This is a genomic window from Brevibacillus agri, from assembly GCF_004117055.1.
GTDB lineage: Bacteria > Bacillota > Bacilli > Brevibacillales > Brevibacillaceae > Brevibacillus > Brevibacillus agri.
On record NZ_CP026363.1, the window covers coordinates 4,361,500 to 4,380,988 of the forward strand.

A 19,489-nucleotide genomic window follows, 5' to 3' on the forward strand; every position below is an offset into this window, starting at 1 on the left:
TGGTTGTTAACCAATAATATTCACTTTAGCAAAATAATATGCTTGTGTATAAAAATGTTTCCCTAACGCAAAATTTAAAGGATATTTATCCTGCTGTCAATCCTCATTTTCATTTTCCGCCCAGGAAAACGGGTTTCGCGCCGCCGTTTTCCTGCCCAGAGCCGCCACAGAACCGCGCCAGAATATAGAAAAAGCACAGCCCGCATCAATCGAGCTGTGCTTCTTTTTATTCACTTCATTCCGCTTTTGTTACACCAGTTGCAGCGAAATATACTTCACTTCCAAATACTCCTCGATGCCGTGGTGGCTGCCTTCCCGGCCAAGCCCGCTTTCCTTCATGCCGCCAAACGGCGCTTGCGCGACAGATGGCGCCCCATCGTTCACCCCGACAATACCGTATTCCAGGCTTTCCGAAAACGTGAACGCCCGCGCCAGCGACTGCGTGAAGACGTATGCCGCCAACCCGTACGGCGTCGCATTCGCCCGCCGGATGACTTCCTCATCGTCGGAAAACGTGCTGACAGGCGCGATCGGCCCGAACGTTTCCTCCTGCATGCACACCATCTCATCGGTTACATCCGAGAGCACGACCGGCTTCATGAAGTAGCCAGTGGCTCCCGCGAGAACCGGGCTGCCGTGGAGCGTCGCCCCTTTGCCCACGGCGTCGTCAATTTGCTGCTGGACTTTTTGTACGGCTCGCTCGTCAATCAACGGCCCGATCTCGACGTCGTCTTCTGTTCCCTGGCCTACGCGCAGCGCGGACACCGCCTCTGTCAGCTTTTGCAGGAACGGCTCTTTCACAGCTTCATGCACATAGATGCGGTTTGCGCAAATGCACGTTTGCCCGGCGTTGCGGAATTTGGACTGGACCAGCCCTTTGACCGCCGCGTCGAGATTCGCGTCCTCTGCCACGATAAACGGCGCCAGGCCGCCAAGCTCCAGGGAAATCTTTTTCACGGTATCGGCCGCTTTGCGCATCAGCAGCTTGCCCACCGGAGTCGACCCGGTGAACGTCAGTTTTTTCACGCGCGCATCGTCCATCCAGACATCGACGACTTCCGCTGCCTGCGAAGTCGTCACGATGTTGATGACGCCTGGCGGAATCCCCGCCTCGTGGGCGCACTCCGCCAAAAGCAGCGCGGTCAACGGCGTCTGTTCGGCTGGCTTCGTCACCGTCGTGCAGCCTGCCGCGAGCGCTGGCGCGATTTTTCGCGCAATCATCGCCGCAGGGAAATTCCACGGCGTGACGGCCGCCACGACACCGACTGGCTGCTTCTGCACGAGAATCCGCTTGGAGGCGGCGGAGGCAGGAATCGTCTCGCCGTAAATCCGCTTTGCTTCCTCGGCGTACCATTTGATGTAGCTGTTCGCGTACTGCACCTCGCCTCGTGCTTCTGCGAGCGGCTTGCCCTGTTCCAGCGTCATGACGTACGCGATCTCGTCCAGGCGGGCTGCGATCGTCTGGTGCCAGCGCTCCAGCAAGGCCGCGCGCTCATAGGCGGTCGTTTTCGACCAACTGGGAAAAGCGGCTTGCGCAGCGTCGACCGCCTGCCGCGCTTCTTTCGCGGAAGCGTCCGGCACGCTGCCGATGATTTCCAATGTCGCGGGATTTTGCACCGCGACGCGTGCCGCAAGCGTCACCCACTCTCCGTTCACGTACATGCCTTTGTTCCATTCTTGTTGTCTCACGCTGCCTTTTCCTCCTTTTCATTTGCCGTGAACAATTTCTCTTTTTCACCGCGCAACCAATCTTTTCCATATAATAAGACGCACAGCAAAATTCCAGCGCCAAAAGCCATCGCCGCTCCTTTGATGACGAGAATCGCCCCTACGACACCCGCGATGCCCAGGTCGCGCTGGCTGCGCGCCTGCATCACGCCAATCCGCACGCTGACGTAGCCTTGGACGAGCAGCGTCAGGGCGACGGCGACGCCGAGAATCGGCTGGACCAGACTGACGATCGGCAAAAGCAATAAACCTGTATTCGTACCCCAGCGAAACGATCCCGCACCGCCGAAAAACGAGTCCATCGCTTTTTTGCCTTTTTTGAACCGCTCTACCACCACAACCTGCATCGCGGCCCACATCGGCCCGCACATCGTAATGTCCGGCCCGATCAGGCTCATCAACATGTTGCGTCCGCCAAAAATCATGTGCGCCCGGTCCGGGTTGTAGTCGACTTTTTCATCGAGCCGCACTTGGTCGGACTCGGACAAAAGCGCTTTCGTCTTCAACACGTCGCCAAAGACGACGAGATACGTTGCGAACACAGCCGGAATCGCTGTAATGAAAAAGGAGAGCGACGGCAAGCCCAGCCCGAAGACGGTGTACTGCGACCAGAGCGTGGCGAAGTCCGGCTGGCTGAAGCCCCATTGAATGTCCGGCCACTTCGCTTCCCCGAACAACGGGGCGACGAACACCGCGAGCAAGATCGCAGGCAAAATCCCGAGGTTGCCGAGCAATGCCCACCCTTTCCCTTTTTGTTTCAACCCTTCAAAATGTTTGGAAAAAACGAGATAAAAGCAAAAGCCGATACAAATGGCAATCGTGTACGGGAACAGGTCGAACTTCCCGCCCTTTTCAAAAATCGAGGTAATCGCGCCAATCCCCGCGCCGAGAATAATCCCCGACTTGATCGCATTCGGCACGAAGTTGACTACCCGCTTCGCTAGTCCGGTGACCCCGAGCAAAATGGATAACAGCCCAAGCGTCAACTGAAAGGCGATCAGCGCGTACACCCGCTCCTGCCCTTCCGGAAACTGCTCGACAAACAGCACAATCAGCGGAATCGCCGGCGTAATCCAGCCGGGAATGACCGGATCGCCCAAGAGGTGGTGCAGCAAATACAAAAAGCCATTCAAAATGACAACGGCCAGTCCCACCTCAAACGGCATGCCCAGATGGTCGGCGAGCAGCGTGATCGCGCCGAGGTCGACGGCGCACATCAACAGTCCTTGCAAATAATCGGGCCATTCAAAGCGATAGTGTACAAACGGCAGCCGGATCTTGAACGGTCCGGCCGGAATGTACGGGGTTTCTTCACCCGCTCTGCGTTGTTTCCACTTCATACGATGTCCCCCTTTTAGTAAGCTGCTCGATAGATGTCTTCGATATCTTTTTTCCGCAAAGCGCGGGGATTGTTTTTCAAAAGGCGGGTTTGCTTCATCGCCTCTTCGGCCATCTCGGCGATCGCGGATTCCGGAATGTTGAACTCGCGTAGCGACTGCGGAATTTCCACGTAACGGCACAGGCGCGTCATCGCTTCAATCGCTTTTTCCGCCGCTTCGTCCAGGTTCAGTCCGGCGACGTTTTCCCCGAGCGCCTGCGCGATCTCCCCGAGCTTTTCCAGGCAGGCGATCTTGTTCGCCCGCATGACGTAAGGCAGCAAGAGCGAATTGCTCACGCCGTGCGCCATGTGGAATCGTCCGCCGAGCGGGTAGGCCAGCGCATGGACAGCTCCTACGCCCGCGTTGCCGAAAGCAAGTCCGGCCATCAGCGACGCGGTAATCATCGCTTCGCGCGACTCGATGTTATCCGGGCACGCGTACGCTTTCGGCAAGTGAACGGCAATCAGTTTCATCGCGCCAATCGCCAGCGCGTCCGTCACCGGGGAGGCGAACTTGGAAATGTAGGCTTCCACCGCATGCACCAACGCGTCCACGCCGCTCGCAGCGGTCACGCTCGGCGGGCACGTAAGCGTCATCACCGGCGAGACGATGGCGACGTCCGGCAGCAGGTAAGGGCTTACAATTCCTTTTTTCACTTGCTCTTTCGTATCCGACAAAATCGAGATATTCGTCACCTCTGAGCCTGTCCCCGCCGTAGTCGGAATCGCGATCAGCGGCAAGCCCGGCTTTTTCACCAGATTCGTGCCAAAATATTGCTCGATGCTGCCCTCGTTCGTCGCCATGACGGAAGCTGCCTTGGCGATGTCGATTGCGCTGCCGCCGCCGACTGCGATCAGGCCGTCGTAGCCCCCTTCGCGGATCATCTGCACACACAAGTCGACGATCTCGATTTCCGGCTCGGGGTTCACGTCCGAGAAGACGCCCGCCTCCATCGGCAAAAGCGCTTCCACCTGCGCGACTACCCCGGCCTGAATGAGAATTTTGTCCGTCACAATCATTGGACGCGCCACTTTCAGACGGGCAACCTCCTCGGGCAGCAGCGCCAGCGAATCCCGCCCTGTGACCAGTTTGTTTGCAGCGGCAAAAGTAGAAATGTTCATGATGTCACTCTCTCCTTTCTGTATGCCGCTACGTGAAAAGCAACTCCCGTGCCAAGCGGAAAAAAGCGGGTGCCAATTTCGCTCCGCCACCTGCGGGAAAAACGACCTTCCCCCCAACAGCGGCAAGCCTTTTCTCACTTTTTTGTCACATTTTCCGCAGCACAGTTTGTTTCGGCCAAAAGCAACCGTTTACATTCGCTGTTTGATTATAATTCAAATCAAACTTGCGCATTTGATTCATTATCAAATCAAAACTCATACCCTTCCCCTTTCGACACATCCGCTCACCTGGCTAGCGGAAAAAACGACGAATGATTGTCGTTTCCTGCTTGTCATCTGGCCTTCCGTCAATCAAAAATGTTTTATGTTTAAAATAATCTGTTAATTAGGAATTTTCATTTGACAACCTTTTTGGAATATTTTACTATCATAAGAACGCACGCGAATATCTGACGCGGATGAATATTGCGGGAGAGACTAAACTCGCCGTTTAGCACCGAAGGAGCAAATCCTGACCGCTCAGGACAAATCTCTCAGGTAAAAGGACAGAGAAAAGTAGGAACCGGTCTATTTTTCCCGTTCCTTTTTTTGTTGCAGAAAATAGGAGTGTTGTGCGTTCACCATGAAACAGCCGTTCCATTTGCCTCGAAAAAAGGAGGGAAAACTGCCGACAAAACCGCAAATTTTCTGCCTCGCTCAAAAATGTAAGCGTTTTTTTCGATGGAAGTAACTTAATGATGTATTTATGCTGGGTCGCTATGTTAAGATATGAATTATAAAGTTTCATAAACTTTTTGAAAGGTCGGCGGTTGGTTTTTTACCAACAGCCGCAAACGAATCAAACGCATGAGAAATGAGGGGGATCACATGCAACAGCAAAATTTGGCGAGGGGCCTGAAAAACAGGCACGTTCAACTCATCGCGATCGGCGGGGCCATCGGAACGGGATTGTTCCTCGGTGCGGGCAAATCCATTCACCTGGCCGGCCCATCCATCCTGTTTGCTTACTTGATTACTGGGATTATTTGCTTTCTGATTATGCGCTCGCTCGGTGAACTTCTCCTTAGCAACCTGAACTATCATTCCTTCGTTGACTTCGTAAAAGACTACCTCGGCAACATGGCCGCGTTCGTCACAGGCTGGACGTACTGGTTTTGTTGGATTTCGATTGCCATGGCCGACTTGACGGCTGTCGGAATGTACACGCAATACTGGTTCCCTGAGGTTCCGCAATGGATGCCGGGATTGATTGCGCTCGTCATCCTGCTCATCATGAACCTGGCAACGGTCAAGCTTTTCGGCGAAATGGAGTTCTGGTTCGCGCTCATCAAAGTCATCGCGATTCTCGCTTTGATCGCCGTCGGAATCTTCATGATTGTCAAAGGCTTCTCGACAAACTCCGGCGCGTCCAGCTTCAGCAACCTGTGGAGCCACGGCGGCATGTTCCCGAACGGCATCAACGGCTTTTTACTCTCCTTCCAGATGGTCGTGTTCGCCTTTGTCGGCATTGAGCTTGTCGGGCTGACTGCCGGGGAGACAGAAGACCCCGAGCGCGTGATTCCAAAAGCGATCAACAACATCCCGATTCGCGTGCTGCTCTTCTACGTCGGCGCTCTGATCGTCATCATGAGCATCTATCCATGGAACGCCATCATCCCGACCGAAAGCCCGTTCGTTCAAGTGTTTGCGGCTATCGGTATCGCGGCTGCCGCAGGTATCGTCAACTTCGTCGTGCTGACCTCCGCCGCTTCGGCATGCAACAGCGCCATCTTCAGTACAAGCCGTATGCTCTACTCGCTCGGCAAGGAAAATAATGCGCCTGCGTCCATGACCAAGCTGACAACGCGCCAGGTGCCTGCCAATGCCTTGTTCTTCTCGACTGTCGTCGTTCTCATTGCGGTTGTGTTGAACTACATCATGCCAGAAGGCGTCTTCACTCTGATTACGAGCGTTTCGACGGTCTGCTTCCTGTTCATCTGGGGCATTACCGTGATCTGCCACCTGAAGTACCGCAAGACAAGACCGGATCTGGCAAAAACAAACAAGTTCAAAATGCCGCTCTTTCCGTTTGCCAACTACCTGATTCTCGCTTTCCTCGCGTTCATTCTCGTCGTGCTCGCGCTTGCCGAGGATACGCGCGTGGCCTTGTTCATCACTCCGGTCTGGTTCATCATGCTCGTCGTGATTTACAAGCTGCGCAAGGCTAAAGTCGATCAGGTGAAAGTATTGGAAAACTGATCGCCAGCCAAACAAAAAAACACATCCGGCTTCCGATGTGTTTGCATGGCAAGGACAAGCATCCTGCGACTGCACCAGGCATTCGCAGGATGCTTTTTATTTGCTCGCTTCCGGCTCGTTCTCTACGCGCAGTTGCAGCTTTTTCATCTTTTGGACGAGTGCGCTCTGGCTGATGCCGAGCGCTTCTGCCGCCAACCGGGTCGTCTTGTGCGTCTGGATCGCCTTGCCGATCATGCTCCGCTCCAGACGGGCGACCGCTTCGCGCAAAGACGTCGGTTCTGCCTGCGGGAACACTTGCTGGAGAAAATTCGGCAAATCGCCGACGTCAATCGTGTCGTGAAAAGTCGTGACCACCAGCCGCTCGACCAGATTCGCCAGCTCCCTGATATTTCCCGGCCAGCTATAGTTCGTGAGCCACTCGTAGCATTCCAGTGTCATCGTCTTTTCTTCCTTGTATTTCTCATTGAATTTTTCCAGATACGACACCAAGAGCGGGACAATCTCTTCCCGGCGTTCGCGCAGCGGCGGCACCTCGAAGGTGACGATGTTCAGCCGATAGTACAAATCCTCGCGAAACAGCCCCTCGCGCACGAGTGTAGCCAGGTCGCGGTGGGTAGCCGTAATGATCCGCACGTCCACATGGCGGACTTCGGTGGAGCCGACGCGCATGAATTTGCTTTCCTCCACTACTTTCAACAGCTTCACTTGCAGCTCCAGCGGCAAGTCGCCGATCTCGTCCAAAAACAGCGTGCCGCGATGGGCGCTCTCCAAAATGCCGATTTTCCCCTGCTTGAGCGCGCCTGTAAACGCCCCCGGCTCGTAGCCGAACAACTCGGCCTCGACCAGATGGCCCGGGATCGCCGCGCAGTTCAGCTCCATAAAAATTTCGTTCGCGCGGCTGCTGCGGGCATGGATGTATTTGGCGATCATGCTCTTCCCCACACCCGTCTCGCCTTGCAGCAAAATTTTCGCATCTGTCTTGGCGACCTTGTCGGCCAGCCGGAACAGCGAGCGCGTCGCAGGTCCGAGCACGACGTCCTCCAGCCCCGTCTGGTCCGGGTGCGGCAAATCGCTGTGCAAAAGCTTCTGGCTGTCCAGCTCGTGCTTGAGGCGAATCAGCTCGGTAATGTCCCGGACGCTGCTGATGACGTACAAAATTTCGCCTGCGGGAGACAGCACAGGGGTGGCAGAGACGATGATCTTGCGGCTGTTGCGGATCGTCTGGATCAGCGTCACCGGCCTTCGCGTGCGAATCGTTTCCAGCGAAGCGGACACCGAAATCATGCCTTGCTTGATGAGATAGCCCATGTGCTGGCCGATGACCTCTTCCTCGCGAATGCCCGTAATGCGCTGGTACGCCTGGTTGACAAACAGCGTGACGCCTGCCCCGTCCGTAATATAGACGCCGTCGTACAGCGCATTGAAAACAATCTGGCAGACCGGGCTTTCAAAAAAAGCGCGAAGCTGCGCCTGCGAGCTGGCCTGCCTCTGGCGGTCCGGCAGGTTCACCTCGGGCACGACGTACTCGACAATCGGGCGCGTCAGTTCCCCGCGATGAATGGCGTGGGCGATCGCTTCCACCGTCAAATAGCCGAGAAACTCCCCCTCTTCGCTGTACACTTCCTGCACTTCATTTTGATCTGGCGAAAAATGCGCGACTGCTTCCTCAACCGTCATCGTAGGACGCAATGAATACATGGGCTACTCTCTCCTGGATGTCATGACCTGATAAATGAACGAAAAGCTTTCTCTATCATTTTACACGCTCCGCCCTCGAATCAAATATCCCTTCGATCGCGATTCCATTTTTACGTTTGAGCAGAAACATAAAAGGAAAATAAGAAATAAGGCTGAAATTCAACGCCCCAAACGTGTACGCCAAGATCGTGCCTGCCAGCGCGAGCAGACTGTCCGGGATACTCGTCGCGGCCGCAGTGCTCGTGTGGTCCACCGCGCGCATCAAAAGCAGGACAACCAGTTGGAAAAGCCCGACCAGCAGGCCGAGAGAAAAGCCGGCCCCTACACACAGCTTGAGATAAGAAGAAATTTTCAAATATTTCACAGTCAACGACGTGTACATGCAAGCCCCCCTTTGCCTTCATCCAATATTTTACACGTCAACCTGAATGGAGTCCTGTCTTTTCTCGAAAGTTTTTGCGATTACATACAAATAGCGAGGTCGCTCATGAAAACTTTTCACGTCAGCCATGCCCGAAAACTGACCATCCTCATCCTGTTAATCATCGTCGTCGCCTTCTCTCTGTCCGGCTACATCATGCGCTCCCAGACCAATCGGATCATGAAAGTCGAGATCGAGAGCAAGCTGACTCTGCAAAGCCAGGCGCTGGCGGAGCGAATGAACGCATTTTTCGCCCAGAAAAGCTTTCTCATCAAGCAGATGAGCACCAACCAGTCGATCGTTCGCTACTTGCAAACCGTCAAAACGCGGGACGATGCGTTTTCCAACCCGTATTACCCGGATGTGGCCGCCGCACTGGACGGCATCCAAAAGCTGGACCGCAACCTGGGACTCGTCTGGATTTCCAGCCAGGCGGGCAACTTCACATTCGGCAACACAGACGAGCTTACAGGGCCAGACTGGTCGCTCCAGCAACGCCCGTGGTACCAGGACGCCGTTCGCACAGACGAAGTCGTTTTTTCTGAGCCGTACGAAGATTACTTGACCAAAAAAATGGTCACCAGCGGCACCATGAAGCTGAAAGAGGACGGGAAGCTCTTGGGCTTCGTCGCCATTGATATTTTGCTCGACGACATTCCGGAAATGCTCGGCAGCTATCCCATCGGCGAATCCGGCTATGCCATCCTGCTCTCCAGGGACGGGACGATCATGTATCACCCGAACCCCGCGCTTGTCAGTCGGCAAAAGCTGACGGAGCAGCCCGGGGACATGGGAAAAATCGCCCACAGCATGATCGCGGGCCAAAAAGGGCTGCAACGCATCACCATCGACAACAACAGCTACTACATCGGCTATGCGCCCGTCGCTTCTACAGGCTGGTCCGTCGCAGCGGTTTTGCCTTCGAGCGAAGCTCTCGGCCAGTTGAACTCCGTACAGGAGCTGTCCAGCCTGATTACCGGGCTGTCGATTTTTATTCTGGTCGGCATGCTTTCGCTTTTGCTGCACATTATGCTTCGGGAGCAGCGGCGCATCCAGGCGGAGCTGTTGGCCGCGAAGGAAGAGGCGGAAGAAGCGAGCAAAGCCAAAACCGATTTTCTGGCGCGAATGAGCCACGAAATCCGCACTCCGCTAAACGGGATCATCGGACTGTCGCAACTGATGCAAAAAACGGTCATGACGCTGGTGCAAAAAGATTACCTGGACAAAATTCTCTCTTCCTCGCAGGTGTTGCTGCGGCTCATCAACGAGATTCTCGACTTTTCCAAGATCGAAGCCGGAAAGCTGGAGCTGGAAAAAGCCAGCTTTGACCTCGACGACTTTGTCCGCCGGCTCTCGCACATGCTGAGCATTTACCTTGGGACGAAGCAAATCGAGATCATCGTCGAGCTGCCGCCGAAAATGCTGCCCAAGCTGATCGGGGACCAGCATCGGCTGGAGCAGGTTTTGCTCAACCTGTGCCACAACGCGATCAAATTTACCGAGCAGGGCTACGTCGCCATGCGCGTCACGCTGGTGCAGGAAGACGAAAAGAGCCTGCTTTTGCACTTTGCCGTGGAGGATACGGGCATCGGCATGTCTGCGGAGCAGATGGACAAGCTGTTCGAGCCGTTCACCCAGGCGGACGGCACGACGAGCAGAAAATACGGCGGCACCGGCCTGGGCCTCGTCATTTCGCGCAGCCTCGTGGAAATGATGGGCGCCACTCTCGAAGTCACGAGCACGATTGGCAAAGGAAGCTGCTTCTCCTTTACCCTCGCGTTCGAGCACGCGCCCTGGCAAGAGAACGAAAGCCCCGGCTCGCTGCTTCCTCCCGGCTACGCCAACCAGCGCGTCCTGGTCGTGGAGGACCATGACAAAATGCGGAGCAGCCTGGCGGACATGCTGGTGAGCCTGCGCTTTGCTCCGACCTGCGCCGCCTCGTGGCGAGAGGCGTTTGCGCTGCTGGAAGAGGCGGACGAATCCAACCCGTTTTGCTTTGTCTTCGTCGACATGGAGGCGGAAGACATGTACGGCGTCGAGTCGCTCTGGCGCCTGCACACGCTCGCCGAAGCATGCGATGCGGCGACCATCGCCATGACGACCGAGTACGGACGCGACGAGCTGGCCTCGCTGGAGGAAGCTGTCCAGCCTGACGCCGTTCTCATCAAGCCGATTAATCGCATGGACGTGACGCGCGCCCTGCTGGGAGCGCAGGAGCATAAAGAACTGCACACCGCCCACGTCGCGGCTCCCGCGCAGAGCGCTTCTTTCGAAAACGTCATGTTTCCCGGACATCGCGGCACCATCATGCTGGCGGAAGACAACGAGATCAACCAGCTCGTGGCTGTCGAATTTTTGCGCCGGGAAGGCTATGCCGTCACGATTGCCAAAAACGGCCTGGAAGTGCTGGAGCTTTTGGACACGAAAAAATGGGATCTGATCCTGATGGACGTCCACATGCCGGAAATGGACGGCTGCGAAGCGACGCTGCGCATTCGCCAGCACAAGCAGTACGCGAGCCTGCCGATCATCGCGATGACGGCGAGCGTCATCAAAGCCGAGCACGACAACTGCTACCGCTCAGGCATGAATGGCGTCATCACGAAGCCGATTCATCTGGGAGAGATGAAAGAAACGTTGAAGCGGGCCATTCCTGTGCCTTGTCTGGATGTGTCGCTCGCGCTGGAGCAGCTGGATGGAAAACTCCCGATCTACACGCAAATTCTCCGGACGTTCACCCGCGAGTACGCGAATTTTGCCGAGCGGCTGCAAAAGACGCTTCGCGCAGGCGATACCGAGGAAGCCCGACGCATGGTGCACACGCTGAGCGGCGTAGCCGGGAATCTCTCTGCCCAGCGATTGCTGCTCGTAGCAAGAAAGGTTGAGAGTCTGCTCTCCCCATCGGCAAACCGGAGCGATTATGAAGAATGTATGAGCGAGTTTGCGTGGCAACTGGACGAAGTATTAGCTCTCGCAACCGAGTGGCTGGAAACTCTGGCGAACTCCTAACAAATTTTTAGCATTTTTCGTGAAATTAGGTCCATTCTCCTCATTTTTTTGCTAAAATATGAGAAAAGTATTAGGAAATCATGAACCATTGCTAGCTCTTTCCCATCTTTATGAATAACTTTCTCCCAGAAAGAGTGAGGAATCTGATGTACAAACTATTGATTATCGAAGACGATCAGATTATGGGTGAAATGCTGGCCATGTATTTAACCGAGGAAGGTTATTCTGTGAAAATAGCAGATCATGGACAAAAAGGTCTGGAGCTGGCCCGATCGTTTGCACCGGATGTCATCCTTCTCGACATGATTCTGCCGGATATGAGCGGTACCCGGTTGTGCGGCGAGCTGCGCAGCTTTTCGCTCGCTCCCATTCTCGTCGTCTCGATGAAGACAGACGTATCCGATCGGGTGGAAGCCTTGCAAGCAGGAGCGGACGATTACATTTGCAAGCCGTTTTCACTGCGAGAGATTTCAGCAAAAATCGGAGCCATAATCAGACGAACTCACCAATACCAACAGCAGGCCGCCTCCGTGGAGAACGCCGAGCAGGCGGATACGACGATCGCTTGCCCGGAAAATACGTTTCTGCTCGACCTGGAGCGCAGGGCGATCTACGTCAACCAGTTCCACGTCGAGACGACTTTTTCCGAATTTGAAATCATGCGCCTGTTCATTACAAACGAAGGCAAGGTGTTCAGCCGAGAGGAGCTGCTCTACGAGCTTCGCGGTTTTGATTCTTTTGTCACAGACCGGGCGATTGACGTCCACATCGCCAACTTGCGCAAAAAAATCGAAGACAATCCGAAAGAACCGAAATACATTCGAACCGTCTGGGGTGTGGGGTATAAATTCGTCTCTAGGAACTAGCAGACAAACGCATGGGATGGTGCTCTTTTTTTGAGATTATTTCACACTCTCCTAATACATAGACAGAAACTTATCTAATACATCAGGTGCATAATCAATCCCAGAAGACTTGGACTGCATATGGAGGGTAAAAAATGGAGTTTACACCGCATGCGACATGCGAGGACCTGGAGCACAAGCTGAGATTGGCCAATGATCTGCAAGAGGCATTGCCTCTTCAACAACTATCCTTGCACTACCAACCCCAATTCGAGACCGGATCTGGCAATGTGCGCGGCTTTGAGGCTTTGCTCAGATGGAATCATCCGCACTTTGGACCGATCTCCCCCACAGAATTTATCCCGCTCGCCGAGGAGACAGGACTGATTTATTCCATCGGAGACTGGGTGATCCAGACCGCTTGTCAAAAGAACAAGCAAATTCAGGAAAAATACATGCCCAACTCCGTCATGTCCGTCAATTTGTCGGGCTTGCAATTGCAAGATTCCTTATTCTTTGACCGGGTGTGCGGCATTTTGCAGCAAACCGCTCTCTCCCCGCAATCGCTGGAGCTGGAACTGACCGAACGGGACCGCATCTCTCTCAAAGACAGACGGATCGACTCACTGAAAAGATTTGCCCATCACGGTATCAAAATCGTATTGGACGATTTCGGGACGGAATACTCCTCGCTTGAATACATCACGACTCTCCCCCTTTCTACGATCAAAATCGACCGCTCGTTTGTCACACATATCAACAATCATTACGAAGGGACCGTTCTCGTCGAATGGATCATCTCGCTGGCGCGAAAGCTGGGATTCACCGTCGTCGCGGAAGGCATCGAAACGTACGAGCAGCTTCATACCTTGCAAAAGTGGAAGTGCGATTTTGTGCAAGGCTATTTGCTGAGCAAGCCGCTGCATGAACAGGAACTGCCGCTGTTTTTTCGCAAGGTGGAATGGAAGCAGGAAAACAAATTCTAGCATCCAGGTGTCCTGGAATCATCCCCCTTGCCCGACCAGCTTCAGCACACGGCACAGGTCGTACAGAGCGTGGACGCCGCGCATTTGCCAGCCATTGACCTGATGCAAATAACGCAAGGTGTCCACGGCGATTTTTCGCGCCTCCTGCACATCTTCTTCCTTCATCTCGGCGACGGCGTTTTTCAGCTCTACGACGGAGGGCGAGTACACCTGCGCACGCAACGCTCGCAACAGCATGATTTTGTGAATGTGCGAACGGTTGAACAACTGATAGCCGTTTTTCGGATCGCGCGCGGTCGTAATCAGCCCGGTTTTTTCCCAGTGGCGAATCGTAGAGCTGGGAAGTCCTGTCTCGCTGGCGGCTTGCTTGATTCGCGATTGCCACACCCTCCGATTGGCGCTGCCTGATAACCTTCCGCTGTGAGGCTGCTGCCTCCAAATTTTATCGATAGGGCGGGATGACCAACTTCCCGGTATAATCTAAATAGCCATCGAGACCCCAATTGATGGCGTACAGACCGTTACGATCCATAAGAGAGCCATATGGACTTTGATAGGTACCAAAATAACGCGGACTTACAAGATACTCTCCTTTGCGATTGATAAAGCCCTCCCTGCCGTCGTGCAGGCGAACCATGGCTATACCGTTATAAAATCTGCCTATAGCTGAGTATTTGGGTTCGAGAATGACCTCTCCTGTCAGGGTAACAGCACCCGCGTAAGATTGACCGTCTTCTTTGTTAGTGTAGTACCTGTAAATGCCTTCCTCTACATCCGATGATCCTGCAAAAGGAGTAAATTCGCCTGGCGGGATGATCCATTCGCCTTTTTTATTGATCAATCCTCCTCCAAGCGATTTTCCGTCCGCTTTCCAGCTCGAAGCATAGGCTATTCCGTTCCGGAAGGGAACGGTAAAATAATAGATCGGTGCGATGATGTACTCGCCTTTGCTGTTAATAAACCCAATCTGCTTATCCTTTTCTTGGACAGCGGCTAATCCGTCAGAAAATTCTTTTGCCAAGACGTACTTAGGGGGGACCAAAACGGTTCCTTTCGCATCCATATATCCGTAGTAAGGACCTTGCTTAATGAGGATCGGATCATTGGAATACTGCTGCCGTTCGGGAATGTAGCCTACGTAATCAAAGGTAGGCTGCACGATCCAATTCCCCTTCGTGTCGATGAGTCCCCATTTTTTATTCACAGAAGCAGCTGATCGTCCAAAACGGAAACCTACTATTCGCTCATACTTTGGAGGGATGACTTCCTTTCCTGTACGGTCGATCACCCCGCTTCTTTCCCCTATCTGAAAGCTTGCAAGCCCTTCGGAGAAACTGGAAATATAGTTGTATTTATAGGGAACAATGAGCTTGCCAGTATGATCTATCACTCCCCACTTTTCTATGCTCGTGTTTCGTACAAGGCCGAGGCCATCTTTGAATTCCTGTATCGTACCGTATTTGGGCAAAGTAAATCTCGCATGAATCTTGCCGTTACGATCACTCAAAGCCCATTGATTCCCGGTAGGTTTTCTTAGTGGGTACAGTTGCTGGTTTGGTTCGCCTGCACCTTGTGCGGATACACCAGCAAGGCTGAGACACGCCAGAATCATAGCTAGGATCGTTACCAAAAATTTCTGCATAGTAGTACATCCTCCGAGAGTCTAATGAGTTAGTTGCCCTAATTATAGGGTAATTTGGAATTAAAACCAATAAGGGGGTTTGGCTACACGGGGACAAGGAACTGTTCTTTTGCGTGCGTGTCGGTATTTCGAAAAATTTACCATCTCAGTAAATACTGATATCAATAGATTCTAAACATTTATTCGGAATCTTTATTAACGATAACGATTTAATGGAGGTGTATCCATTCATGCAATCTCTGACAGCCGTTTGTTAATGAATGACATTCTCTCCGTTCCATATCGATTTGATTTCAATCTACTAGACATCCATGCTTCTTTACAAAAACATCCCCATTCTTATTATCATCAAAAAAGATCCGTCTAGGATGTGTCTGAAAACTCATTATTGAGTTAGTTTAAAGATGGACGCGACATATACAAACGCTAGGAATGATTTGGCCAGCTTGTCGTAACGAGTAGCGATTCGTCGAAAATGTTTGATTTTATTGAAGAAGCACTCCACCAAGTGCCGTTCTTTATAGCGGTACCAATCCACTTTCCAAGGATTTTTATTATTCGCTTTAGGCGGGATGGTGTACGCTGCCTGCTTAGCCGTAATCCAATGCCGAATGCCTTCTGAGCCGTAGGCTTTGTCACCAACAATATGGCTTCCCGTAAGATCAAACCCTTGAAGCAAATTGATCGCTGGAACGGAATCATAGACGTGCCCCCCCGTGAGAAGAAAAGCGAGGGGATTCCCTAATCCATCGACGACGGTATGAAGTTTGGTTGTCTTTCCGCCACGGCTGACGCCTATGTGCTGATTTACTTCGTGTCCTTCTGCGTTTTTTTAGCACCCGCACTGTGTTGATGAGCTTTGACCGATGTAGAATCGATGCTCAAGTTTTCAAAGTCAGGTTCTACGTGAAGAGCTTGGAAGATGGCGACAAGTAATCCGGTATCTCTCCACTTGCAGAAGCGACTGTAGACCGTTTTCCATGAACCATAACGTTCTTCCGGCAAATCTCGCCAAGCCGCACCACTTCGGGCAATCCAAAGAATGGCATTAAACATGGTACGATTACTTAATTTGGACGGACGTCCTGTTCGATAGGGGGGGAACATGTCCTGAATTTGTTCCCACTGTTCATCGTTTATTTCGTACCGTCTTTGAATCATGCTCGTTGCTCCATTCGTTTTTCCTAAATCATACCACATTTTCTTTAGTTTTCAGACACGTCCTAAGTATGTTCGTATCCATATTCTAATCCTACCCTAAAGAAAGAAAGCAGGACAGCCTTTCGACTATCCCAAAACTTATAAATTCCTATCTGTTGAAAAAAACCTTGAAGAAAGCTTCAAGGTTTTTTTCGCCGCGAGCCACTAACCGTTTTCCTTCAACGCAACCCCGTTGATTCGCAAATGGGCGCGGAACATTTCCATGATCGACGGCATGTCCGCTTTGTCCGCCCACGAGTCCGTATTCCACACGCCAGCCTGCTTGAATGCGCGCGGGCAGTGAATGAAACACTCCTCCACCTCGACGACGACACCGAGCCCGAGTGTTTTGCCCTTCCAGTTCTGCGCGGCGAGCAGCTCGGCGTTTTTCGTAATCGTCGCTTTTCCGTTGATGCGCAGCACTTCTTCCAGCCCAGGAATGAGAAAAATCATGCCGACCTGCGGATTCGCCAAAATGTTCAGCAAAGAATCGACCCGCCGGTTTCCCATTCTTTCCGGAAAAATAACGTGCCGCTCGTCCAGCACTTTGACAAAGCCCGGCTCATCGCCGCGCGGGGAAACATCGCAGCGTCCATCGGCATCTGCTGTCGCCAGGAAAAACAGCGGCGACATGGACAAGTAATGAATGACATGCGACTCTACCTGCGCAATGCTTTTGTTCGCAACCGTCTCGTGCGGAACCCCTACCAGACTTCTCAGTTCATCCGCGCTGGCAACACGGTCCTTTTGCCACTTTTCTTCCCACATCTTTGTCTCTCCTCCAGGCCCTGTATTTTGGATGACAAACGCCAAGAGCGATCGGGAACCGTTCTCATCCATTTTTCCCATCTTATCGGCTGCGCAGGCGGATTGCAAGACTGCTGAGCGAACGACGTACCGTCTGCTCGCCTTTTTTCCCCGCGCACAATAGAGGATAGCTCACGCGCTATCGCGCAAAGATGCGACTGCCCGTCGCACGCCAAAAGGGATGCCGCCTGTGCATCCCTCTTCGTGCGTGTTTCCCGCTCTTTGTCCGTTGCCTTTGCGCGGTTACACCATAATTTTGCAAATGTCGTTCGTAAACTCGACCGGGTCTTCGATCGGCAATCCTTCGATCAGCAATGCCTGATTGTAGAGCAGGGCGGTGTACAAGTTCACCTTTTCCTTGTCCTCGGCAAAAGCTGTCTTGAGCGACTGGAACACGTTGTGGTTGACGTTGATTTCCAGCACCTTTTGCGCTTTGACGCCCTGGCTGTTCGGCATAGCGTTCAACACTTTTTCCATCTCAATGGTGACATCGCCCTCGGTGGACAGGCAAACCGGATGGGATTTCAGCCGCTTGGACGCTTTTACGCTGGTGACTTTTCCTTCGAGCAGGCTCTTCATGTACGAGAACAGCTCCTGGTTGTCTGCGTTTTCTGCGTCTGCCGCCTTGTCCTGGTCGTCCGCTTCGATGCCCAAATCTGCGCTGGATACGGAGCGGAACTCTTTCTCCTTGTAGGTGCGCATCATTTTGATCGCAAACTCGTCGATGTCTTCCGTGAAGTACAAGATTTCATAGCCTTTGTCGGCAACCAGCTCGGTCTGCGGCAGCTTTTCGATGCGCTCGTTGGATTCTCCGGTTGCGTAGTAAATGTATTTTTGGTCTTCCGGCATTCTCTCCACGTACTCGGCGAGCGTCACCAGCTTTTTCTCCTTCGAGGAGTAGAACATCAGGAGGTCTTGCAGCGTGTCCTTATGCGTGCCGAAGTCGCTGTACACGCCGTATTTGAGCTGGCGGCCAAACGCCTGATAAAACTTCTCGTACTTCTCCCGCTCGTTTTTTTGCATGCTTTGCAGTTGGCCCTTGATTTTGCTGGCGATGTTTTTCGCGATCAGCTTCAACTGGCGATCGTGCTGCAGCATCTCGCGGGAAATGTTGAGGGACAGGCTTTCCGAATCAACCATCCCTTTGACGAAGCTGAAGTAGTCTGGCAGCAGGTCTGCGCACTTGTTCATGATGAGTACGCCATTGGCATACAGCTCCAGACCTTTTTCGTACTCTTTGGAGTAATAGTCGAACGGAATGCTTTCCGGGATGTACAAAATCGCCTGATAGACGACGGCTCCGTCCGCGCTGACGTGGATGTGCGCCAGCGGCTTGTCAAAGCCGTAGTGCTTGCTTGCGTAAAACTGCTCGTAATCTTCATCCTTCAGCTCGCTTTTGTTTTTGCGCCAGATCGGCACCATGCTGTTGATGACCTGTTCTTCGCGCGCTTCCTCAAACTCGTTGTCGCTGCCCTCTTTTGGCTTGTGGGTAGTGACGTCCATTTTGATCGGGTAGCGGATGAAGTCGGAGTATTTTTTGATGATCGCTCTTAAGCGATACTCTTCCAGAAACTCGTCGTAGCGCTCTTCTTCGGTGTTCTCCTTGATTTTGAGGATGATCGTGGTACCGACCGTCTCTTTTTCATACGGCTCGATCGTATAGCCATCTGCGCCGCTGGATTGCCATTTGTAGCCTGTCTCTGCCCCGAGCGCCTTGCTGATAACGGTCACGACATCGGCGACCATGAAAGCGGAGTAGAAGCCCACCCCGAATTGCCCGATAATGTTGTAGCCATCCTTCGCTTCGATTTCTTTTTTGAAGGCGAGCGAGCCGCTTTTCGCGATCACGCCCAGGTTGGTTTCCAGCTCTTCAGCGGTCATGCCGATCCCCGTATCGGTAATCGTCAGCTCGCGGGCGTCTTTGTCGATGGTGATTTTAATGAAGTAATTGTCTTTATCAAAAACTAGCTGCGGATCGGTCAGCGATTTGTAATAAATTTTATCAATCGCATCGCTCGCATTGGAAATCAGCTCACGCAGAAAAATCTCTTTTTGCGTGTAAATGGAATGGATCATCATTTCCAACAGTCGCGTCGATTCCGCCTGAAACTGCTTCTTTTCCATCGGACATTCTCCCTTCTTCTTTTGCACGACACACTTGTTAGCACTCTAGCATGGTGAGTGCTATCCACTATTTTTTATAGCAGTCCTAGATTTTTCTGTCAATATATCGGCCTTGTTTTTTCCAAATTCTTCCGACCGTTGGAAGCTTTTTTTCCATAAGAAAAACAGTCAGGGAAAAACGCCCTGACTGTCCTTTTTTGCGCTAGAGGATATCCGAAAGTTTGTATTCATAGCCATGTAAACCTTTATAATACTCAGGATACATGGGGTTTCCACAGTACTCACAACCAA

The 19,489-nt window shown here is 52.8% G+C and carries 14 protein-coding genes and 1 riboswitch; of the genes, 4 read left to right on the forward strand and 10 right to left on the reverse strand.

The genetic code is table 11. The features are described from left to right. Positions 1 to 249 precede the first annotated feature (249 nt). Genes BA6348_RS21380 through BA6348_RS21390 form a run of 3 tightly spaced genes read right to left on the reverse strand, consistent with a single transcriptional unit; the run spans position 250 to position 4,228 of the window. Positions 250 to 1,689, reverse strand: coding sequence for an NAD-dependent succinate-semialdehyde dehydrogenase (locus tag BA6348_RS21380; protein WP_005829614.1), 1,440 nt, complete (start codon positions 1,687 to 1,689; stop codon positions 250 to 252). Next, a complete protein-coding gene (locus tag BA6348_RS21385) occupies positions 1,686 to 3,068 on the reverse strand; it encodes a hypothetical protein (RefSeq protein WP_007778771.1) in 1,383 nt (460 codons plus the stop codon). The genes BA6348_RS21380 and BA6348_RS21385 overlap by 4 nt, the downstream gene beginning before the upstream one ends. 14 nt (positions 3,069 to 3,082) lie before the next feature. After that, complete coding sequence (locus BA6348_RS21390; RefSeq protein ID WP_005829618.1) at positions 3,083 to 4,228, reverse strand: iron-containing alcohol dehydrogenase; 1,146 nt, start codon at positions 4,226 to 4,228, stop codon at positions 3,083 to 3,085. A gap of 458 nt (positions 4,229 to 4,686) precedes the next feature. Continuing rightward, a riboswitch (glycine riboswitch) is annotated at positions 4,687 to 4,787 on the forward strand. A gap of 308 nt (positions 4,788 to 5,095) precedes the next feature. On the opposite strand from BA6348_RS21390, the gene BA6348_RS21400 reads away from it, so the two are divergent. Beyond that, entirely contained in the window at positions 5,096 to 6,466 is a 1,371-nt protein-coding gene (locus tag BA6348_RS21400) for an amino acid permease (protein ID WP_005829620.1), read from the forward strand. A gap of 96 nt (positions 6,467 to 6,562) precedes the next feature. Here BA6348_RS21400 and BA6348_RS21405 read toward each other — a convergent pair whose 3' ends face one another. Together BA6348_RS21405 and BA6348_RS21410 are read right to left on the reverse strand one after the other, a co-directional pair. After that, positions 6,563 to 8,164, reverse strand: coding sequence for a sigma-54 interaction domain-containing protein (locus BA6348_RS21405; protein WP_005829622.1), 1,602 nt, complete (start codon positions 8,162 to 8,164; stop codon positions 6,563 to 6,565). A gap of 55 nt (positions 8,165 to 8,219) precedes the next feature. Continuing rightward, a complete protein-coding gene (locus BA6348_RS21410) occupies positions 8,220 to 8,546 on the reverse strand; it encodes a hypothetical protein (protein ID WP_005829624.1) in 327 nt (108 codons plus the stop codon). 105 nt (positions 8,547 to 8,651) lie between these two features. Between BA6348_RS21410 and BA6348_RS21415 the strand changes: the two genes are divergently transcribed. The 3 genes from BA6348_RS21415 to BA6348_RS21425 all read left to right on the forward strand — a co-directional run bounded on the left by BA6348_RS21415 (position 8,652) and on the right by BA6348_RS21425 (position 13,425). Then, positions 8,652 to 11,594, forward strand: coding sequence for a response regulator (locus tag BA6348_RS21415; RefSeq protein WP_122953185.1), 2,943 nt, complete (start codon positions 8,652 to 8,654; stop codon positions 11,592 to 11,594). Positions 11,595 to 11,740: 146 nt separating this feature from the next. Continuing rightward, entirely contained in the window at positions 11,741 to 12,460 is a 720-nt protein-coding gene (locus tag BA6348_RS21420; RefSeq protein WP_005829628.1) for a response regulator transcription factor, read from the forward strand. A gap of 134 nt (positions 12,461 to 12,594) precedes the next feature. After that, positions 12,595 to 13,425 (forward strand): putative bifunctional diguanylate cyclase/phosphodiesterase, encoded by an 831-nt coding sequence (locus BA6348_RS21425; RefSeq protein WP_007778755.1) that lies wholly within the window; start codon positions 12,595 to 12,597, stop codon positions 13,423 to 13,425. A gap of 18 nt (positions 13,426 to 13,443) precedes the next feature. On the opposite strand, the gene BA6348_RS21430 is transcribed toward BA6348_RS21425, so the two are convergent. The 5 genes from BA6348_RS21430 to htpG all read right to left on the reverse strand — a co-directional run bounded on the left by BA6348_RS21430 (position 13,444) and on the right by htpG (position 19,198). Further along, positions 13,444 to 13,812 carry a MerR family transcriptional regulator gene (locus BA6348_RS21430; protein WP_007778752.1) on the reverse strand — a complete coding sequence of 123 codons (369 nt, stop codon included), beginning with the start codon at positions 13,810 to 13,812 and terminating at the stop codon, positions 13,444 to 13,446. Positions 13,813 to 13,867: 55 nt separating this feature from the next. Then, positions 13,868 to 15,067, reverse strand: coding sequence for a WG repeat-containing protein (locus BA6348_RS21435; RefSeq protein ID WP_005829634.1), 1,200 nt, complete (start codon positions 15,065 to 15,067; stop codon positions 13,868 to 13,870). 385 nt (positions 15,068 to 15,452) lie between these two features. Beyond that, positions 15,453 to 16,228, reverse strand: a protein-coding gene (locus BA6348_RS21440) for an IS5 family transposase (protein ID WP_170206163.1) whose coding sequence is annotated in 2 segments (ribosomal slippage) — positions 15,453 to 15,901 and positions 15,901 to 16,228 — 777 coding nt in all. Because the reading frame shifts where the segments join, the coding sequence is not laid out codon by codon here. Between the two features lie 204 nt (positions 16,229 to 16,432). Continuing rightward, positions 16,433 to 17,035, reverse strand: coding sequence for an MSMEG_1061 family FMN-dependent PPOX-type flavoprotein (locus tag BA6348_RS21445; protein WP_005829636.1), 603 nt, complete (start codon positions 17,033 to 17,035; stop codon positions 16,433 to 16,435). A 282-nt stretch (positions 17,036 to 17,317) separates the two neighbouring features. Then, positions 17,318 to 19,198, reverse strand: a complete 1,881-nt coding sequence (gene htpG / locus BA6348_RS21450) for a molecular chaperone HtpG (protein WP_005829638.1) — start codon at positions 19,196 to 19,198, stop codon at positions 17,318 to 17,320. Positions 19,199 to 19,489 lie beyond the last annotated feature (291 nt).

Excerpts from the sequence above, each read along its gene's own strand:
- BA6348_RS21405 (WP_005829622.1), bottom strand. The coding sequence starts at position 8,164 with ATGTATTCATTGCGTCCTACGATGACGGTTGAGGAAGCAGTCGCGCAT.
- BA6348_RS21385 (WP_007778771.1), bottom strand. The coding sequence starts at position 3,068 with ATGAAGTGGAAACAACGCAGAGCGGGTGAAGAAACCCCGTACATTCCG.
- BA6348_RS21435 (WP_005829634.1), bottom strand. The coding sequence starts at position 15,067 with ATGCAGAAATTTTTGGTAACGATCCTAGCTATGATTCTGGCGTGTCTC.
- BA6348_RS21400 (WP_005829620.1), top strand. The coding sequence starts at position 5,096 with ATGCAACAGCAAAATTTGGCGAGGGGCCTGAAAAACAGGCACGTTCAA.
- BA6348_RS21390 (WP_005829618.1), bottom strand. The coding sequence starts at position 4,228 with ATGAACATTTCTACTTTTGCCGCTGCAAACAAACTGGTCACAGGGCGG.
- BA6348_RS21410 (WP_005829624.1), bottom strand. The coding sequence starts at position 8,546 with ATGTACACGTCGTTGACTGTGAAATATTTGAAAATTTCTTCTTATCTC.
- BA6348_RS21445 (WP_005829636.1), bottom strand. The coding sequence starts at position 17,035 with ATGTGGGAAGAAAAGTGGCAAAAGGACCGTGTTGCCAGCGCGGATGAA.
- BA6348_RS21420 (WP_005829628.1), top strand. The coding sequence starts at position 11,741 with ATGTACAAACTATTGATTATCGAAGACGATCAGATTATGGGTGAAATG.
- BA6348_RS21425 (WP_007778755.1), top strand. The coding sequence starts at position 12,595 with ATGGAGTTTACACCGCATGCGACATGCGAGGACCTGGAGCACAAGCTG.
- BA6348_RS21415 (WP_122953185.1), top strand. The coding sequence starts at position 8,652 with ATGAAAACTTTTCACGTCAGCCATGCCCGAAAACTGACCATCCTCATC.
- htpG (WP_005829638.1), bottom strand. The coding sequence starts at position 19,198 with ATGGAAAAGAAGCAGTTTCAGGCGGAATCGACGCGACTGTTGGAAATG.